The sequence below is a fragment of the Candidatus Symbiobacter mobilis CR genome, from assembly GCF_000477435.1.
GTDB classification, from domain to species: Bacteria; Pseudomonadota; Gammaproteobacteria; order Burkholderiales; family Burkholderiaceae_C; genus Rhodoferax; species Rhodoferax mobilis.
The window spans coordinates 2,284,704-2,302,851 of record NC_022576.1; the positions used below are offsets into that span (position 1 = coordinate 2,284,704).

General features: G+C 50.5%; 13 protein-coding genes and 1 pseudogene. 8 read left to right on the forward strand and 6 right to left on the reverse strand.

Going from position 1 to position 18,148, the window contains the following annotated elements; all coding sequences use genetic code 11:
• Positions 1 to 2: 2 nt before the first annotated feature.
• From CENROD_RS13640 to CENROD_RS13190, 3 genes and pseudogenes are all read right to left on the reverse strand, one after another.
• Positions 3 to 122 (reverse strand): annotated as a pseudogene (locus CENROD_RS13640) (IS5/IS1182 family transposase); the annotation flags it as partial.
• 239 nt (positions 123 to 361) lie between these two features.
• Complete coding sequence (locus tag CENROD_RS09375) at positions 362 to 1,726, reverse strand: IS1380 family transposase (protein ID WP_022775148.1); 1,365 nt, start codon at positions 1,724 to 1,726, stop codon at positions 362 to 364.
• A gap of 44 nt (positions 1,727 to 1,770) precedes the next feature.
• On the reverse strand, positions 1,771 to 2,481 hold the full coding sequence (locus tag CENROD_RS13190) for an IS5 family transposase (protein ID WP_151194611.1): 711 nt from the start codon (positions 2,479 to 2,481) through the stop codon (positions 1,771 to 1,773).
• A gap of 510 nt (positions 2,482 to 2,991) precedes the next feature.
• On the opposite strand from CENROD_RS13190, the gene CENROD_RS13195 reads away from it, so the two are divergent.
• The 8 genes from CENROD_RS13195 to CENROD_RS09420 all read left to right on the forward strand — a co-directional run bounded on the left by CENROD_RS13195 (position 2,992) and on the right by CENROD_RS09420 (position 12,443).
• Positions 2,992 to 6,378, forward strand: a complete 3,387-nt coding sequence (locus tag CENROD_RS13195) for a glycosyltransferase (RefSeq protein ID WP_081699869.1) — start codon at positions 2,992 to 2,994, stop codon at positions 6,376 to 6,378.
• Entirely contained in the window at positions 6,375 to 6,521 is a 147-nt protein-coding gene (locus tag CENROD_RS14515) for an NAD-dependent epimerase/dehydratase family protein (protein ID WP_022775167.1), read from the forward strand. The genes CENROD_RS13195 and CENROD_RS14515 overlap by 4 nt, the downstream gene beginning before the upstream one ends.
• Positions 6,522 to 6,638: 117 nt before the next feature.
• Entirely contained in the window at positions 6,639 to 7,397 is a 759-nt protein-coding gene (locus tag CENROD_RS09395; protein ID WP_022775170.1) for an FkbM family methyltransferase, read from the forward strand.
• A 44-nt stretch (positions 7,398 to 7,441) separates the two neighbouring features.
• Positions 7,442 to 8,644, forward strand: a complete 1,203-nt coding sequence (locus CENROD_RS09400) for a hypothetical protein (protein ID WP_022775174.1) — start codon at positions 7,442 to 7,444, stop codon at positions 8,642 to 8,644.
• A 94-nt stretch (positions 8,645 to 8,738) separates the two neighbouring features.
• Positions 8,739 to 9,185 carry a cupin domain-containing protein gene (locus tag CENROD_RS09405; protein ID WP_022775177.1) on the forward strand — a complete coding sequence of 149 codons (447 nt, stop codon included), beginning with the start codon at positions 8,739 to 8,741 and terminating at the stop codon, positions 9,183 to 9,185.
• Complete coding sequence (locus CENROD_RS09410) at positions 9,182 to 10,429, forward strand: methyltransferase C-terminal domain-containing protein (protein WP_081699870.1); 1,248 nt, start codon at positions 9,182 to 9,184, stop codon at positions 10,427 to 10,429. Before CENROD_RS09405 ends, CENROD_RS09410 begins: the two co-directional genes overlap by 4 nt.
• A complete protein-coding gene (locus CENROD_RS09415; protein WP_022775185.1) occupies positions 10,426 to 11,466 on the forward strand; it encodes an NAD-dependent epimerase/dehydratase family protein in 1,041 nt (346 codons plus the stop codon). Before CENROD_RS09410 ends, CENROD_RS09415 begins: the two co-directional genes overlap by 4 nt.
• A 41-nt stretch (positions 11,467 to 11,507) precedes the next feature.
• Complete coding sequence (locus CENROD_RS09420; RefSeq protein ID WP_022775188.1) at positions 11,508 to 12,443, forward strand: Gfo/Idh/MocA family protein; 936 nt, start codon at positions 11,508 to 11,510, stop codon at positions 12,441 to 12,443.
• 59 nt (positions 12,444 to 12,502) lie between these two features.
• On the opposite strand, the gene CENROD_RS13655 is transcribed toward CENROD_RS09420, so the two are convergent.
• The 3 genes from CENROD_RS13655 to CENROD_RS09435 form a co-directional block, all read right to left on the reverse strand.
• Positions 12,503 to 13,522: a hypothetical protein gene (locus tag CENROD_RS13655; protein WP_151194612.1), complete on the reverse strand. Its 1,020-nt coding sequence runs from the start codon at positions 13,520 to 13,522 to the stop codon at positions 12,503 to 12,505.
• 312 nt (positions 13,523 to 13,834) lie between these two features.
• Positions 13,835 to 15,562, reverse strand: a complete 1,728-nt coding sequence (locus CENROD_RS09430) for an AAA family ATPase (RefSeq protein WP_022775195.1) — start codon at positions 15,560 to 15,562, stop codon at positions 13,835 to 13,837.
• Positions 15,563 to 15,748: 186 nt separating this feature from the next.
• The gene (locus CENROD_RS09435; RefSeq protein ID WP_022775199.1) at positions 15,749 to 17,482 is read right to left on the reverse strand and encodes an AAA family ATPase; all 1,734 of its coding nucleotides are present in this window, start codon (positions 17,480 to 17,482) and stop codon (positions 15,749 to 15,751) included.
• Between the last annotated feature and the right edge of the window lie 666 nt (positions 17,483 to 18,148).

The window sequence follows — 18,148 nt, forward strand, 5'->3', positions numbered from 1 at the left end:
GCCTATTCCAGTAGGCAATATGCCCTTAAAGTGATCAAGATGCAAGTGAGGTGCAACATGGCAATATACGTTTCAGTAAGTTTTTCCCAACGAACCAGAATTCGACGAAAGCGATTCATCCACCTGAATCCGTGTTCCCTTGGACTAGCCCCGTCCTTGCGGGCCTGAACGCATGAATTTTGAGCGTTCTCCCTTGGGTTCTTCCCTCGTCACCGCCGATCCGGGGAACATTCGGTCGGGATATCAGGGCAAATCTGCCATATCAGTGCCTTCCATCAACGCATTTTCTGCACCTCGCGCAAACCCACCCCTTCCGCAAATCCGGAATCCGCAACCTGTGGGCCTTGGCGTTCGCGGGCCATCATCCCGAAGACGCGGCAGTTTGCAACCGCGCATGAAGAGTGACAAACACCTTGGCATGCGCCGCCACGCCGCGACCGAAGTCCAGCACCAGGCGGCGGGCATGGGCCACAAACTTCGCTGCCCGATACATGATCTCCTGCAGCACGGTCTTGATGCGTCGGCGCTTGGCCGGATGCCGGATCGGCGTGATCTTGCCGGTCAGTCCCAACTGTCCCAAGAGGCGCAGGCAGTTGTAGGCGAACGCTGCCAGATGCAGCAGGCTGTCGTTGGTATCGAACTTGCCCGAAGGCAGCCGCTCCAGGTCCAAGTCGGTCTTGAACTCGGAATGAAACTGCTCGTGCATGCCGTGATGTTTGTACAGATCAATGACCTCCGCTGCGTCAACGGCCAGCGTCGTCCACCAGCCTTCCAGTTCGATGTCGGGCACCAACAGGCGTTGCCCTCTCTTGTCGATGCTGCGTTCGATCACTCGGGCCACCAGGCGGAAACGGCGTTTCTCCTTGCCAAAGCTTCGTTCCACGTCCAAAGACAGCACGCCCACCCGCTTGCCGGGCCGCGTTTCCACAAAGCTTCCCGCCGCTTGGGCACGCTCCACCCAGGCCGCCTTGTCCTGTTTGCGCGGATTCCACTTGCAGAGAAAGTCGAAGGATCGCCCCAGGCGGGCGAGTCGGTCCCTTTCCGCCGCCTTGGCAAACAACAGGCGGGCGCTGTCAAAACCGCTGTCCTCGCGCAACAGGACGGGCTGGTCGGCTTGGACCAAACGTTCGATGCGAGGAAACAGACGCTCGTAGAAGTATTCCGTCTTGCTCGCAGAGTGCTGGGAACCAGGCCGCAACTCCAAGCCGATGTTCCAGCCTTCGTTACCGATGTAACCGGCGATCGGGGTATACCCGTCGAACCCCTGGTAGGTGCGTTTCACCTCTTCCTTCTTGGTGCCGCTGTTGTCCATGGCGAAGGTGTCGATGTCGACACAGACAAATCCTTGGTGCGGCGTGATGGGGGCTTCGGTGCGCTTCAGCAGGCGCAGCGACAACTCGTCGGTCCATTCACGGATCGCGTCGGCCTTGGCATCCAGGCGCTGACGCAGCCAAACGCTGCCGGGAACCTTGGACAGATGCAGGGCTTCCTTGAAAAAACGGTCATTGCGGAACGATTCGATGGCTTCGAAGTCGCTCTTGCCCAAGCTCAGCAGCCCAATCGCGCTCTTGACGATGTCCGAGGTGCGCATGCCATGCGACACCGGAATCTTCGGGTCGATCACCGCCTCCACCTGGGCGGCCTGACAGCATTGCCCGATCAGCGCCAGTCCAGAATACGAGGTCAGTTGCAGCTTGCTGGTTTGCTTGACTTCAAATCGCGCCATGTTCGTTTGGGTGAGCCTGAAAATACTGTAATTATCTCATGTAATCAATGCGTTATGTGTGAACGGTGGCTGGGTGAACACGGATTCAGGATCCAGCTATGTGTACGTTCTACTACCCAGCGCCGTGCCTTGAAACCAGCTTCTTGCTTTATAGATTTAGCTTCTTCGCCTCTGGAACGAATGTGAGCCGTAAAGCCAAATTCTTTGACGATCTCTCTTACTTCATCATAATCGTATCCTTTGTCCAAGCAGATGCCTTGTGGTTTTGTATCCGTCGGGTCTGGTCGTTTTGCTTTGATGTCTTCCAGCGTACTCCTGACCAACTTCATGTCGTGCCGATTCGCACCGTCGATGGCGACGGCAAGCGGTATGCCTGCACCATCAGTGAGCACACTGCGCTTGACACCTTGCTTGCCTCGATCTGTTGGGTGGGCCCCAGTTGTTTGCTGACCTGCTAGGGGCGCTTTGGTTAATGCTCCATCCATGGATGTCCATGCCCAATCGATGCCTTGGGATTTGTCGTATTCGACCAATTGTTGTACCCAAAGGGCTGAAAATACACCTGCTTTCGTCCATTCGCGAAAGCGTCGATAGGCAGAACTGCACGAACAAATTCCTGTAATGTTTAAGGCGTTCCACTGGCAGCCAGTTCGCAATACGAAAAGAATTGCGTTCATTGCGCTGCGATCAGATACACGCGGATTATGGCAACCTAGGGGATGTTTTTTGGGTTCAGGGAGCGATAATTTTATTATTTCTCATAGTGCATCATGCAATCTCCACCCATCATCATGAAATATCAAACCCATAATTTTCTTCATCCAGGTTGTTGCGATTGTGATGATGAACATTATATATCATTAGTTTGCCGAAATAGGCTCTACAACGACCAAAAATCTCGATACATACAAACGGAAGCGAAACTGATCTTCGGGATTTTGTAAAGAAACGAAAAGTGAGTGGTGGAACCCGTAGCGACCTTGGGCGACAATGTCGAGACACGTTTGCGAGTTTGAAGAAGACTTGTCGGAAACAAGGCATTTCGTTTTGGTGGTATTTGGAAGATCGCATCACGCGAACTAATGCCATTCCGCGATTGGCAATGCTCATTCGTGCCTAATACACTATTTGTAATTTCGCCATAACTTATTGAGAAGTTACAAACATCGGGTATCTTTTTTAATAAACATGGGTATTCATAAATTATCCTTGAGAAGAAAAAAATAATCGACATGCGCGAACTAATTTTATTTTTTTAGTAGTATATGAAATCAAGTATTTGCAATAAAATATCACATATAAATTTTGATATTGGTATTTCATTTTGTATTATTACAAATGGCGCAAGGCCAATAAAACTCGATAACTTAATCAACAGCATACAAGCGCTTAGAATTAAGAATTATGAAATCTTGATTGGGGGTGAGTTGCCAATAGATTTTTGCAGAAAAGATGTTAAAACTTATGAAATAGTTGATGCTGCGCGTCATGGTAGATTAGGTGAAATGCGAAATCGATTGTGTAGCGTAGCGAAATTTGATCATTTGGTAGTGGCTGATGACGATATGCTTTTTCAGCCGGATTTTTATTATGGCCTCGTAAGTTACGGGGATGATTATGATGTATTGTGTGTGAGACTGTTGAATCCTGATGGTACCCGGCATTGGGATTGGGCCACTATTGGTGGGCCAACCGGGCATCATTTGATATCGTATGAAACAAACGATCCGTATGTATATATTACAGGCGGACTTTGTATTATGAAAGCAAGTGTCTTTTCAAGCGTTCAATGGGATGAGCAGCTTGGATTTTATCAATCAGAAGATGTTGATTTTAGTAATAGATTAAAATTGCAAGGATTTAAAATAAAATTTTGTAAAGATTGTACAGTTATACATGATAATTATTCGTTTACTCAAATTGAGTCAGTTATTTATAAATGGACAAGTATTGAGCCAATAATAGTCAATTTAGATATTACATTATTAGGATTATTATATAACATTAAAGCATTTGATTATTATTTATATAAGTTTCTTGAATATTGTGTATATTCTCTTTTGGCAAGAAAAGATGTTATATTAAATTTTGTCGCACATCCGTATTTCGATAACTTTGCAAAACAATATATTGACTCCCATAGTGATTTTAAAAAAAAATATATCGTTAATTCTGTATATGCGCTACCAGATAATTCATTGATTCATTTTCCATTTATTAAACCGCCTGTTGAAATTGCGAACCTAAAAAGAGTTGTATCGTTTTTTGAAATTCCTCCATGGATATATAATTCGAATAATAAAGATATATTCAGAATCACAGCTTACGCAAAATCGGCATTACATTCTTGTGGGTATAAATTTGAATGTGGTGATGATAAAAAACCAACTTCCTTAATTAACTATACACATCAAAAACATCCACGAGATATTTCAATCAAACCATGGGTTAAGCCGTCAATAACAAATTACTCTGATATTGATGGTAAATATTTCGTGCTAAATGAATTTATTGATACTGATAACTTTTATTTTGTAATATTTTCGACATCTTTAACTGATGGTAATTTATTAAATTTAATAGATTTATTTAATAAATTATTAATAAATAATTCAATTGCAAACACTAAAGTACTTGTTTTGGTTAGTAATAAATCTTATACAAAGTATATTAAAAATAAAGAGATAGCATTTTTTGGAGAAAATATATTAATTCAATCGATGGATGATAATATTGCAGTTAAAAAAACACTTAATAATTCGTTGGCTTGTATTTTTTTAAATATATCAAAATATAATAATATTAATCCTATTTCTACACTAGGTGCCTGCTTGCCTATTATAATTAATACGGAACATAATTATGATAAATTATTGGACGATGCAAGCTGGTATATTTCTATTGACCAATTGTGTGAATTAGAAAGTATTATAAAATTATTATATAAAAATAGATTTGATAAAATTGCATTTCGTACAAATGCAATTATGAAATCACTATGTTACGGATGGGATAGATGCATTGAACAGGCAGTTAGTGTGTACAAATTATCACATGTTTTCTGGGGGGCTGGCATTCAATCATCTAGTCAAGATACAATTGCAAATTTAGATAATAAGAAAGTGCGGCTTGCAGAACTGCCAAATCCAGCCAACCCTATTCTGGTCGATGCAGTATTTTTCCAACTTTACAAAACCGGCATCGCCCGCGTGTGGCAATCTTTGTTGCGTGAGTGGGCGGGTACGGAATTCGGCAAACGGTTGATTGTTTTGGATAGGGGTAGTACTGCACCGCGCATCGAAGGTCTAACGTATTTCGATATTCCAAAATACGACTACGAAGATACCGACGATGACCGGGCCATGCTCCAGAGGGTTTGTGATAAGTTTGGTGCAAAGTTGTTGATTTCCAGCTACTACACCACGCCTATTACTACCCCTTCGGTGTTCTTGGCGCATGACATGATCCCTGAACTCTCCGGGGTAGATGTGCTCAATCATCCCATGTGGCGCGAAAAGCATCGCGGCATACGGCACGCCTGCCACTTTCTGGCAGTCTCGCAAAACACGGCCAATGATTTGCGCAGGTTTTTTCCGCAGATCAAGCCCGAACAGGTGACGGTGACACCCAATGGTGTGGACTTTCGCCCCGCAAATCCCCAAGCTGTAGCGGCGTTTCGCCAGCAGCATGGAATCAGCAGGCCATATTTTCTGCTTGTCGGTGCGCGGGATGGGTACAAGAACACAATTCTCTTTTTTCGCGCCTTTGCCTCCATGGGCGCTGCACGCAGGCGTTTTGCGATTGTTTGTACCGGCCCCGTTGCTACGCTGGAGTCGGAATACGCCGCCTACATTGGTGAGGCTGCCGTCCACATGCTGCAATTGGATGATGACGGCTTGCAATGCGCGTACTCTGGCGCATTGGCGTTGGTGTATCCCTCGCTCTACGAAGGTTTTGGCATGCCGATCGTCGAGGCGATGGCTTGCGGATGCCCAGTCATTACTACCCGCAAGGGGTCGATTCCGGAAGTCGCTGGGGACGCTGTGCTCTATGTCGATCCGGAAGACACTGCCAGTATGAAGCGTGTACTCAAATTGGTCGAAAAACCCCCCACGCGCAAGCAATACGTCGATCTGGGTTTGCAGCGTGCGGCCCGCTATTCCTGGGGCAAGATGGCCGAGGAAGTGCGTGCTGTCTTGGAAAGATTTGCGCCGCTGGAGGGAACGGTTGAGGTGCCACCTTCCATCCACGATCAGCAGCTTTCCCAAACCTTTGCGCTGCACCAGGCTGGGAAGTTGGAGCAGGCGGAGACGTTGTATCGCAGTTTGCATCAATGGATGCCGCTTGACTTCCGCGTGCTGCACATGCTGGGGGTACTGCGTTTTCAGCGTGGAGACCTGAGCGATGCGCAGTATTTTTTGCTGTATGCGTTGGCCCTGAACCAAAATGTTGCCGAAGCGCACTTCAACCTCGGCAACGTTTACGCCGCCATGCAGCTATGGGAACTGGCCCACAATGCCTACCAAAGGGCGCTGGTCGTGAACCCAGGCTTTGGCCCTGCGCGCCAACAATTGGCGGTGATGGAGCACAACCTGCGTGCGGTAGCGGCGCAGCAGGCGGAGCAAGGGCAAGAAGTGGAGGGGCAGCCATGAAACGCATCCTCGTTACCGGCGGCGCCGGCTTTTTGGGATCGCACTTGTGCGAGAGGCTGTTGGAGCGTGGGAACGAGCGGAAAAAGTTCAAAAAGGCCAACCAGCAAGAAAGTAGCGAAAGGCATTCATGCCTGTCGGTCTGATGTGTTTTGGAAGGGGTTGCATCCCTTTCCAAAACGGTCGCCGAAACCCCGGCCTTCAGGCCAGGATCGGCTCTCTCCGCCCTGCAGGGCGGGTTTCTAACCGCAGTTTGTTTTACGATGAAATCTTTTGATCTAACAATTATCGAAATCATTCACCATATCCTCAAAGAACATCCACAACTTGCCCCCACAGTGCAAGCCATGGCAAATACTGCTGTAGACAATTTGCACCTTTCCATCAAATACCATGGGTTGAGTGCGTTGGATGAAAAGTTAGAGCAATGGCTAAACTATAACAATGGCTTTTTTGTAGAAATCGGGGCCAACAATGGTATCGATCAATCCAATACGTTGTATTACGAAAAACACAGGAATTGGCGTGGAATTTTGATCGAGCCTGTTCCTCATAACTATTTGCATTGCAGAAAGGTTCGATCCAGCGAGAACACTTTTTTCTGCAATGCTTGTACTGCATTCGACTACAAAGAAAAGTTTGTCGAGATGGTATATTCCAATTTGATGTCTACAACGGTAGGGCTGGAGTCAGACATTGCAGACCCTATGGCGCACGCGCTGGAGGGGAAAAGATTTTTGTACCCCACGGACGAGAATTGCACATTCGGTGCTGTGGCCGTGCCTATGGAGACGTTGTTGCGCCAAGCGAATGCGCCAGCCTTGATGGATTTGTTGTCGCTGGATGTGGAAGGCGCGGAGATTGAAGTACTCAAAGGCATCGACCATGCTGCGCACCGGTTCAAATACTTATGCATTGAATCCCGTTCCCCAGAAAAACTACAGCAGTATTTGGGGGGGATTGGGTATCAATTTGTCAGCCAGCTCACGGGAATTGATTTTTTGTATTCCAACGCGCAGTAACATGGAGACTATAAACTGCAAACTATGCGAATCTTGAATGCACGATGAATCCCAATTTCAACCCCACTACCCACCCCATTTCTACTCTTTTTTCTACTGTCCCTGATCGCAATCAGCCAGCCTTGCAATGGGTGGAGGGCATACGATACGGGCAGCATGAAGCTTTTTTTCACCTTGGTGTCAGCAAGCAGCATCGCTTGCAGGCATTGCATACTGCTTTTGCAAAAGGTGGTATTCGCAAGGTTTGCGTGGGTTCTGCTTTCCATTCTTGTTTGCCACTCAGCAACAGGGATTTGGTCGCGCTATCCCACAACAAGGTAGGTGCAGAAGACCTGGTTGTGGAACGCTTCGATACCAACCGTCTCCGTGAGAGTGACCCTGCACGGCAAGAACAACTTATTGCTGATCTGGCAGGATGTATCGTTATTCTCAATAATAACGAAATGTCGAATCCTGAAGTGCGTGCAGGATATACCGCCCTGTATGAACGGTGTACCCATACCTGTTTTGTTGGGTGGGATTGGGATAATCACCATTGGCTAGACCTCAGCACATTTTTGGCCACACATACGGACGTGTACGTTCCTGCACATCATGAAAATCTGTATCTACTTACCCGATTCAACCCCCTGGTGGCCGGCCCGGTATATGCCCCTTGCGTGCAATGGACGCGCACTTTTCTGGCTGATCACGTTGGGCACATGGTCTCTGTCGAACGATCCAACGCTCCTTTGGGGAAACATGCGCAGTATGCTTTGTACGATTACCGTCGTCGGGTTGTGCTGACTCTTTCGCAAATATATCCTTCGATTGGATTTTCGAATGGCTATTGGGCACAGACTCCATTGGAGCGTCTGTACGAATGGTGTGGACACAAAACGCACTGGATCGTTCCCGTACTCAATGATATTCCCATTCGTTTATTCGATGCACTGATTACAGGCGGTATTCCCATCGTCCCTGACTCATTGCGATTCCTTCCTCCGATTCGGGATATTCCCCGGGAGATGATCGTTTTTTATTCCACGCATGACATCATCAACCCAGCCCCATTGGTTGCATACGCCAATCGCCTTTTTGATGAAGGAGGCAAGGATGGCATTGTCGCCAGGCATCGCTATGCACTAGACCACCACCATGCTTATGCCAGTTTGCGACAAATGCTTGGCTTTGCGCAAGAGGCGCTACATTCCCGTTGGGGCTTGCCTATTCGAGGCGAACCAGCTACGGAGCAGCCACAAGCGTAGCGTGGTCTTTGACTATTGCTGTGTATATCGCTGTCTACATTGCAAGGCATTTCGTCTAAACTGGCACAATCCGCCACTATTACTGGAGACATTCATGACCGACATACCGACCACAACCATGGTTCCTTTGGAGCCGCCTTTCATCGACGCACGCGGGGCCATCCAAAATCTGGTGCATGGTTCCCTGGGCAGCGCGGTGTTGATCCGCAGCACGGCGGGCGCGGTGCGCGCCGAGCACTGGCACCGGGAGGATTTTCATTACTGTTACCTGCTTTCTGGCGCGCTACTGTATTTGGAACGACCGGTCGGCAGCCAGGAGATGCCGGTGGTGACGCGCATCGGCGCTGGGGAGCTATTTTTTACGCCACCCTTGGTCGAGCACAGCATGGTATTTCTGGAGCCTAGCGAATTCCTGACGCTGGGCAAGCTTTCCCGCACGCATGCGGCTTATGAGGCCGATTTGGTGCGACTGGATGTGAAGTTGAGCGAACTATCCGCAGTACGGGCGGCTTATCCTGAACTGGTCGCAGTCCTGCCATGATGCCGACAGAGACGGAGTGCCACGTTCGAGCGAGTTGTCGGCTATGTGCTGGCAAGCGGCTGGGTCCGGCGCTGCGGTTGCCGGATTCTCCGCTGGCCAATGCCTTTCGCATGGAACCGGTGGAGAAGGAGCCGTTGTACCCGCTGGAGGTGTGGCTGTGCGCGGATTGTGGGCATGCGCAGTTGGGCCATGTGGTCAGCGCGGAGGCGATGTTTTCTCATTACCTGTATGTATCGGGTACCTCGCCAGTGTTTCGGCAGCATTTTTGCGAATATGCAAAGGATTTGCGCGAACGACTGAAGCTGGGAACGGAGTCGTTCGTATGCGAAATTGGTTCCAACGATGCAACCCTGCTTGGGTATTTCGAGGGGATGCGCACCCTGGGCATCGAGCCGGCGGCCAATCTGGCCGAAGCGGCCAATGCGGCGGGACAGCGCACTTGGAATGCCTATTTCACCTCAGCGTTGGCCTGCGAGATTCGCAAGCAGTATGGCCCAGCGGATGTGATCGTGGCGAACAACGTCCTGGCGCACATCGACGATTTGAGCGATGTGTTGACCGGTGTCCAATTGCTGTTGGCACCTGGCGGGCTATTGGCAATGGAAGTGCAGTATGTCGGCGATCTGCTGGAGCAGGGACTGTTTGACATGATCTACTTCGAGCATTTGGACTATCACGCGCTGACACCCTTGATCGGGTTTTTCGCACGCCATGGTTTGGCGCTGGTCGATGTGCGGCATGAGCCAACCCATGGCGGCTCGATGCGCTGTTATGTGGGGCATGCCGGTGGCCCGCATCAGGTGGCCAGCGCGACGATCGCGCAATGGCAGGCCCACGAGGCGGAGCAAGGGCTGCTTACCCGTGTACCCTGGATGGAGCTGGGGGAACGGATTGCGGCGGGCAAGGCGCGTCTGCACGAATTGCTCGGGGATCAGCAAGCGGCTGGGCGGAGGGTAGTGGGTTATGGCGCACCGGCAAAGCTCACCACATTGATGTACACCTATGAAGTACCGGCGACGGCGCTGGAGTATGTGGTGGATGACAATCCGCTGAAGGTTGGACGTTTCACGCCAGGTAAGCAGTTGGCGATCAAACCGTCTGCGGCGCTGTATGAGCTGGAGACGAAGCCGGATGTCATAGTCGTGTTTGCCTGGAATTTCTTCGCTGCGATCCGAGAGAAGCACGCCGCCTTGAGCAACCTAGTCTGGATCAACCCAATGCCTTTTCCGAGAATCTTGTCATGAAAAAAGACCTGTATGAGATAGACCGCATCCTGGCGATGCTGGGCGAAGATGCGCAACGGCTTGCGGGCAAAACGCTGCTGTGGACCGGAACCAACGGATTCTTGGGGCGTTGGGTAGTGCGGGTGATCGAGCGTTTGAATGAAGGGGTGTTGCATCGTCCCTGTAAGTTGATCGCTGTAGATATGGCGTTACCGGATCCAGCATCGCCGGAGACGGTGACACATTCGAGCATTCTTTACCATGCGCATGATTTGACCCAGAGGTTGTGGCCGGTAGTGGAACCCTTGGATTACGTGGTGCATATGGCAGGGATTGCGAGTCCCTTTCACTATCGCCAGCGGCCATTGCAGACCATTGATGTGGCGCTGGAGGGGTCGCGCAGCGCACTAGAGATAGCGCGGCACCACAATGCACGGTACTTGTTCTGTTCTTCCTCGGAGGTATATCAGACCGCAACGGTGACACCAACGCCGGAGACGTATATCGGTGCGATCGCCTCCAACAATGATCGCTCTTCTTATGATGTTTCCAAGCTGATGGGCGAGACCTTCGCGCATGTGTATCACACCCAATTTGGTGTCAATACCGGTGTAATTCGCATTTTCAACAGTTTTGGGCCTGGACTGGTGGAGAACGACCATCGGATTCTTCCGCGCATCGCCAGCGCACTGGTGCATGGGCGACCGCTGCAGGTGTACACATCCGGGCAATTGCCGTCGCGAACCTATTGCCCTGCAGTGAATACTGTGGCAGGAATGTTTTTGGCGCTGCTCAAGGGTAAGCCGGATGAAACCTACAACATCGGTATGGATAGCCCGGAGCAAACGGTGGTGGAGCTGATCGAGCGGATCAGTGGCTTGCTTGGGGAACCGATTCCCCATCAGATCGTTCCCGCGCCCGATGTCTATGTCACCGAGCCGCAACGGCGGTGCCCGGACATTTCCAAGGCACGGCGGGAGCTAGGGTATGAGCTGGGGATGACCCTTAACGAGGGCTTGTTGTCCTTCTTCCATTGGGCGTGCGTAGCGTACAAGTAGGCGGCTTGGAGGCGACTTGGCGGCATAGTGCAGCCATTGTCATGAACCTGGTTCAGGTTGGTTTGGGTGCCTGGGGCGTGCGACTGCGCGGGGCACTGCCCCCGGGGGCGAGGCTCTCGGCGGTGGTGACGAGCCGGGCTGATGCACGCTGTTGGCTGGATGCGGAGACCAGGGTATGCACGGATCTGGCTGATGCGTTGACACTTGCGCCAGATGGTGTGCTCGTGACCAATCCGGCGAGCGCCCATGTACCAACATTGAAAGCCATTTGGGCGCAGAGTCCGGGGATGCCGGTTTGGGTCGAGAAGCCGCTGGGATTGGTTCTCGCCGAGGCTCGGGATCTGGCGCGACTGCACGCCGATACAGGCGGCGGGCTGTTATTGGTCGATCACATCCTGCTGTTCAATCGCAATTTGCTGGAGCTGGTGGCTGGGCTGTCTGCGCCGGTGACGCTGGTACAGGGTTGGGATATGAACCTGGGACCGTTCCGCACCGATTGCTCTGCGCTGTGGGATTATGGGCCGCACGCCGTGGCGGTGGCATTGTGGATGGCGGGGGCCAAGCTGAATGCCGAGCAGGGCGCCAATGTGCGGGTGACTCGCGCGCAACGATTGGGGAGCGAGAAAGGGATGCTCATAGAGCTGGAGCTGGATATCGATGCGCAGTGCCGTGTAGTGCTGGTGGTAGGCAATGGTGCTGTGCTGAAACGGCGTGAGTACCAAATAGTGCTGGAGTCGGGGGAAAAAAGGTTGTTCGACGGGACACAGCTTGCCGATCCCATGCCTCTCAATGCGGTACTGGCGGCCTTTTGCGCTGCCATCGAGCAGGGACGTGCGCCGGAGGGTGATGGACGCTGGGGTTGGGCGCTGCCACTGGCGGTGATGACTGTACTGACGGAAGCAGAGCGGCTTCTCGATTCGCAGTCGTCGGTGTCGAATGAGTGGTGCAGGGTCTCGAGTACGAGAAATGACCGGTAACGTTCCGCGAAATTCACAGATTGGATACATCCTTGCGGGAGGATGATATAAATGTACTCTTATCCTTTTTGGTATCCAATCATATCCCGGATCACCCGCTGAAAAAATACTGATGGGTGATAGTGCTCGTTAGCCCACTCGCGGGTAGCGATTGCCATGTGACTGAGTAATTCCGGTGACCGAAGCAGATCTTCAAGTCTTTCAAAACAAGAGCTGACATTCAAAAGGTCTATGGGGATGTAATGAAGCCAAGGCGTGGGAAGCACCGGTAGAACAAAGCCGTATTGCTCGAAATCCAACTGTATGGGAATACACCCAAATAGCATACTTTCCCAAAATCGGAAAGAGTCCCATCGCAATACTCCTACTGTTCTGGATCGAAAGGGGAATGTTTCGAACTTTTGAGCCAGTGGACTTGTATGCTCTCGTATCCATGAATAATCTGTTTTGGGCCAATGGAATGACCCGCCAAAGGCAAGGCAGAACTGTGCGTTACGGAGTTGGCTAGAATATTCTTCACCAAAGAGATGGCGCTTGTCAAGCATTAATTTGCTGCCAATCCTTGATTCAGTTGCAATAAGAATCATCTCCCGCACTGTTTGACTATAAGTAGGATTGAAATTACAGACTATAGACCCGGGGGAACGTACTTGTGTTTTTTTTGACCACAACTTTCCTTCCTCAAACGTTTCCAAGGAAGCTCCCCATTGTACTGGAATTGCTCTCGGATTTTTTGTCATGAAACAATTCGTGTGCGGCAAGAAACAAGCGAATTCTGTTGGGAATTCAATCATGTTTGTGTCATCTTGATCATAAAATAATCCTATCGGTCGTGTCCTCGCATACTCCCTTAAGTTTTCAAAAAATCCTGCATTGAGATCAGGCATTTGAGATATGATTCTGGATTCATCTACGAATACCAGTTCCGAGTCAGTCGGCTGCAAGCGATATTTGATGCCTAGCTTCGTTAAATCTGGTTTCAAATGTCGACCATCTGTGCCGAGAGATTGGCAATTTGTTGTGACAGATACTCCGTGAATTATTGCGCCCTGAATAAATTGTGCGGTGATATAACTCAAGCCATTTGTGGTTGAAAAATGAAAATTGAATCAGAAGAAGCCATAAAAAATAGTAAATTTAGAATTGATTATAAAAGAAAAAACTAAAGCCTTTTTAAAATTTAGGATGACTATTGCAATGGGAAGCCTCCAGCATCTCGTAGCGGCACCTCAGCCAACTTTCAGGGGTCAATAATATCATCTGCAACCTACTGGTTTTGACCTATTGCGAGAGGTGTAGATACCCATGGTACAGGAGGGGGATAAGCGTTGCCTAGTGCTTGATAAAGGCTTATTCTGTGAGAGGGGGCGTAGACCGATCTACCCGGCGCCCTACTTGGGGCTTAGGCCACATTCAACCACCTCCTCCACCTCCACCCGCTCCCCATCCGTCAACATCAACCAGCAATGCAGCTTGGCCATTGCCGCAATCTCCGGCAACGCACGGTACATGGCGATTTGTTCCAGTCCTTCTTGCCTCTTGGCTCCCCATCCCGCTTCGCCGTCCTGCTTCTTGGCATATTTCAATTCGATCAAATGTTGCCCTGCCAGTTCAAAAGGGCTGCGTTCGCGTAACAAAACATCCGGGTAGCGGCGGTTTACTTCCGGTTCGCTTTGTAGGCGCCATACGGAAGTTTGAAAAAGCAGCGTAATCAGGATGACCTTGATGTGTTTTTCATCCATGCGGATGCTGTCGCGATTCGACAAATGGCGCAGCACGCGCTCCAACTGGGCGCGCAGGGGTGCGATATTGTTGGAGCCGGACAAGGCATAAAGCGCATCGGCCAATTCGTGCATCGGCAATACCAATTGATTGCGCCGCTCCAATTCCACAAGGAAATACTGAAAGTACAGCTCGCGAATCACATGGTTCGGGATGGCATACCGCATCCGATCCGACTGGGCGGAGACCAGCGATGCAAAGCCTACGTATGCCAACAAACTGATGAAGTCATCGCGGCCAAAGGCTTTGTCCAAATCAAATCGACGCTGCTGCTGGGCTATGACTTCGCCTTCTGTAACCAGTGCTTCCAGCACGCGATAGTTGTCTTCGCGGTCGCCAATCGAAAATAATGCCATGAGTTTGCCGTAGTCGGAGGCAATGTTTTCGTCGAGCATTCGATCTGGGTATGCGCAAGCCTTGTGGTCAAAGTTGTCTGCGAAGTACAGCACCATGTCTGAGTTATAGACGGTGTCGCATCTGCGGTGGAATCGATACCCGTTGTACCAAAGAGTGACGTCTTCCATCATTGCGTCAGGGTTCATTCCGCAGCATGCAGCCAAAGGGCGAATCAACGAAAACGTTTCCTCCCGAGTAAATCCCAGGATATCGTGAAAGTCTTCTTCAAAAGTCAGATTTTTGGTAATATTGAATCCACTCGTCAGGCTATCGAGCATAATGGCGGTGACGCCGGTAATAAAAAAACGGTCAATGGTTCCCGCTTGGGTGGCAGATTTGAGGGTTTCGTAAAAGCTGCGAACGAACCCGCCTTTTCCGACTGCGGATCGAAAGGTATTTATGTCTTCGGCCAGAAGACTGTTCGCAAAGTGGTCGTATTCGTCGATCAATAGCAGGAGCTTGTGGCCTTGAAGGGCAGCTTGGCGCAGCAGCACTTCGAGCTTGCCCTGGGGCATGCGCTGTTGTTGCACTGCATGTTGCAGTGCATCTGGATAGCCATAGCGCTGCAAAAAATACAATACACCGTGTTCGACCTTTCGTGCAAAACCTTGCACCAGCATATCCATGCCGAGTGAGGTATCGATCCCGCTGAAATCGAGCACCAGCACTTGGTATGCATTGGCCAGCGGAGTCGGGTTTCTGCCGATATGCAGCTTGCCGAATAGTGCATTGAATTCCGGTTTGCGAAGTTGGTCATAGTAATGCTCCAGCATCGACAAGAATAGGCTTTTGCCGAAGCGGCGCGGGCGCATCAGCACGTGGTAGCTGCCATGCTCTTCGAGTTGGGCGATGTAGTTTGTGCGGTCTACATAAAAATGGCCCTCAGAGATCAATTTGTGGAAATTGCTCAGGCCGTAAGGAAGTTTGGGCAATATGTTCATCGTAAAACTAACTTCGGTTTGAAACCCAGCCCTTCAGGGCAGGGGGAGCCGATCCCGGCCTGAATGCCTGTCACGAATTTCTTGCTCTCGGCCGGAAAGCCGGTTTTGATTCGGTGCCGATTCTGGCCGAGGATGCGCTGCTATCGCGACTTCTGTCGCTCCTACAAGGCGTCAACAAACTTGGGGCTATCTGGCTAGGCCACATTCGACCACATCCACGACCTCTACCACCTCCACCCGCTCCCCATCCGTCACCATCAACCAGCAATGCAGCTTGGCCATAGCCGCAATCTCCGGCAACGCACGGTATGCGGTGATTTGTTCCAGTCCTTCTTGCCTCTTGGCTTTCCATCCCGCATCGCCTTCCTGTTTTTTTGCGTATTTCAATTCGATCAAATGTTGCCCTGCCAGTTCAAAAGGGCTGCGTTCGCGCAACAACACATCCGGGTAGCGGCGGTTTACTTCCGGTTCGCTTTGTAGGCGCCATACGGAAGTTTGAAAAAGCAGCGTAATCAGGATGACCTTGATGTGTTTTTCATCCATGCGGATGCTGTCGCGATTCGACAAATGGCGCAGCACGCGCTCCAATTGGGCGCGCAACGGTTCGAGGTCGTTGGAACGGTATAGGGATCGCAAAGCGTTTCGCACTTGCCAGATAGGCAGATCGACGTTATTGCGTCGCTCCAATTCAACGAGAAAGTATTGGAAATACAGCTCGCGTATCACATGATTGGGGATGGCGTACCGCATATCGTTCCCATCTCCCCCGGAAAGGGAAGCGAACCCGACGTATGCCAACAAACTGATGAAGTCATCGCGGCCAAAGGTTTTGTCCAAGTCAAAACGCCGTTGCTGTTGCGCTATAACTTCGCCTTCTGTAACCAGTGCTTCCAGCACGCGATAGTTGTCTTCGCGGTCGCCAATCGAAAATAATGCCATGAGTTTGCCGTAGTCGGAGGCAATGTTTTCGTCGAGCATTCGATCTGGGTATGCGCAAGCCTTGTGGTCAAAGTTGTCTGCGAAGTACAGCACCATGTCTGAGTTATAGACGGTGTCGCATCTGCGGTGGAATCGATACCCGTTGTACCAAAGAGTGACGTCTTCCATCATTGCGTCAGGGTTCATTCCGCAGCATGCAGCCAAAGGGCGAATCAACGAAAACGTTTCCTCCCGAGTAAAGCCCAGGATATCGTGAAAGTCTTCTTCAAAAGTCAGATTTTTGGTAATATTGAACCCACTCGTCAGGCTATCGAGCATAATGGCGGTGACGCCGGTAATAAAAAACCGGTCAATGGTGCCCGCTTGGGTGGCGGATTTGATCGTTTCGTAAAAGCTGCGAACGAACCCGCCTTTGCCGACTGCGGATCGAAAAGCATTCATATCTTCGGCAAGAAGGCTATTGGCAAAGTGGTCGTATTCGTCGATCAGGAGCAGAATTTTCTGGCCACTAACCGAAATCTGCCGTAGCAATACTTCGAGCTTGCCTTGGGGCATTGGTTCTTGTTCGACGGCAAGGTGGGCTTCTTGGGGATACCCATACCGTTGCAAGAAGGAGAGCGCACCATGTTTTACTTTCCTGGCAAAACCTTGCACCAGCATATCCATGCCGAGTGAGGTATCGATCCCGCTGAAATCGAGCACCAGCACTTGGTATGCATTGGCCAGCGGAGTCGGGTTTCTGCCGACATGCAGCTTGCCGAATAGTGCATCGAATTCCGGTTTGCGAAGTTGGTCATAGTAATGCTCCAGCATCGACAAGAATAGGCTTTTGCCAAAACGGCGCGGGCGCATCAGGACGTGGTAGCTGCCATGCTCTTCGAGTTGGGCGATATAGTTTGTGCGATCTATATAAAAATGGTTCTCAGAGATCAATTTGTGAAAATTGCTTAGGCCGTAAGGAAGTTTGGGCAATATGTTCATCGAAAAATTACACTGGTTTGAAACCCCGCCATTCCGGGCAGTAAGCCGAGCCCCCGGCCTGAAGGCCGGTTCTGGATCGTTGCTCGCGCAACCGTTGCACTGCTGTTATGGGTTGTAGTTTGATGCAACCTGCTCCTGAATGATAGCCACCTGTCTCTACCAGAAAAATATCTTTACTTCAGGAAGTTTTGAAAAATAGGAGCGGATTGCACAATGCTGGATTCCTCAGTGGGGCGCGCTGCCAGTAGCGCAATCGGGTGCGTAGCGATCTCATCCACAGGGTGAACGCCATGGAAGGGACACGAAGTGACGAACCACACTGATGCCGAAACCGGGGAGAGACACACTTGCAGCACAGCCCGGTTGGAGCGGTAGTTAGCGCGGCAATATCCCGTGGTACAGTGACTTTTTTCACACATTCCGGTCTTGTGCAGTGCCGACTTGGTACATGCCATAGACCACCCGGGGGATTGGGCCAGTGGGCGTACTGTGTTGGTGACAGACAGAAAGCCTGGTATGTCGATAGCGCGGATCGCATTGCCGCGCTCCGCCTCTGTTCGACAGCCTTTTTTCCTGTTCCTGTGTAGTGCATCGTGAGGAAAGGAGCGCAGGCAGACCAGAGAGCCAATCCCCTTTCCCCATGATGTCGCCCCCAGTGGGGGCATT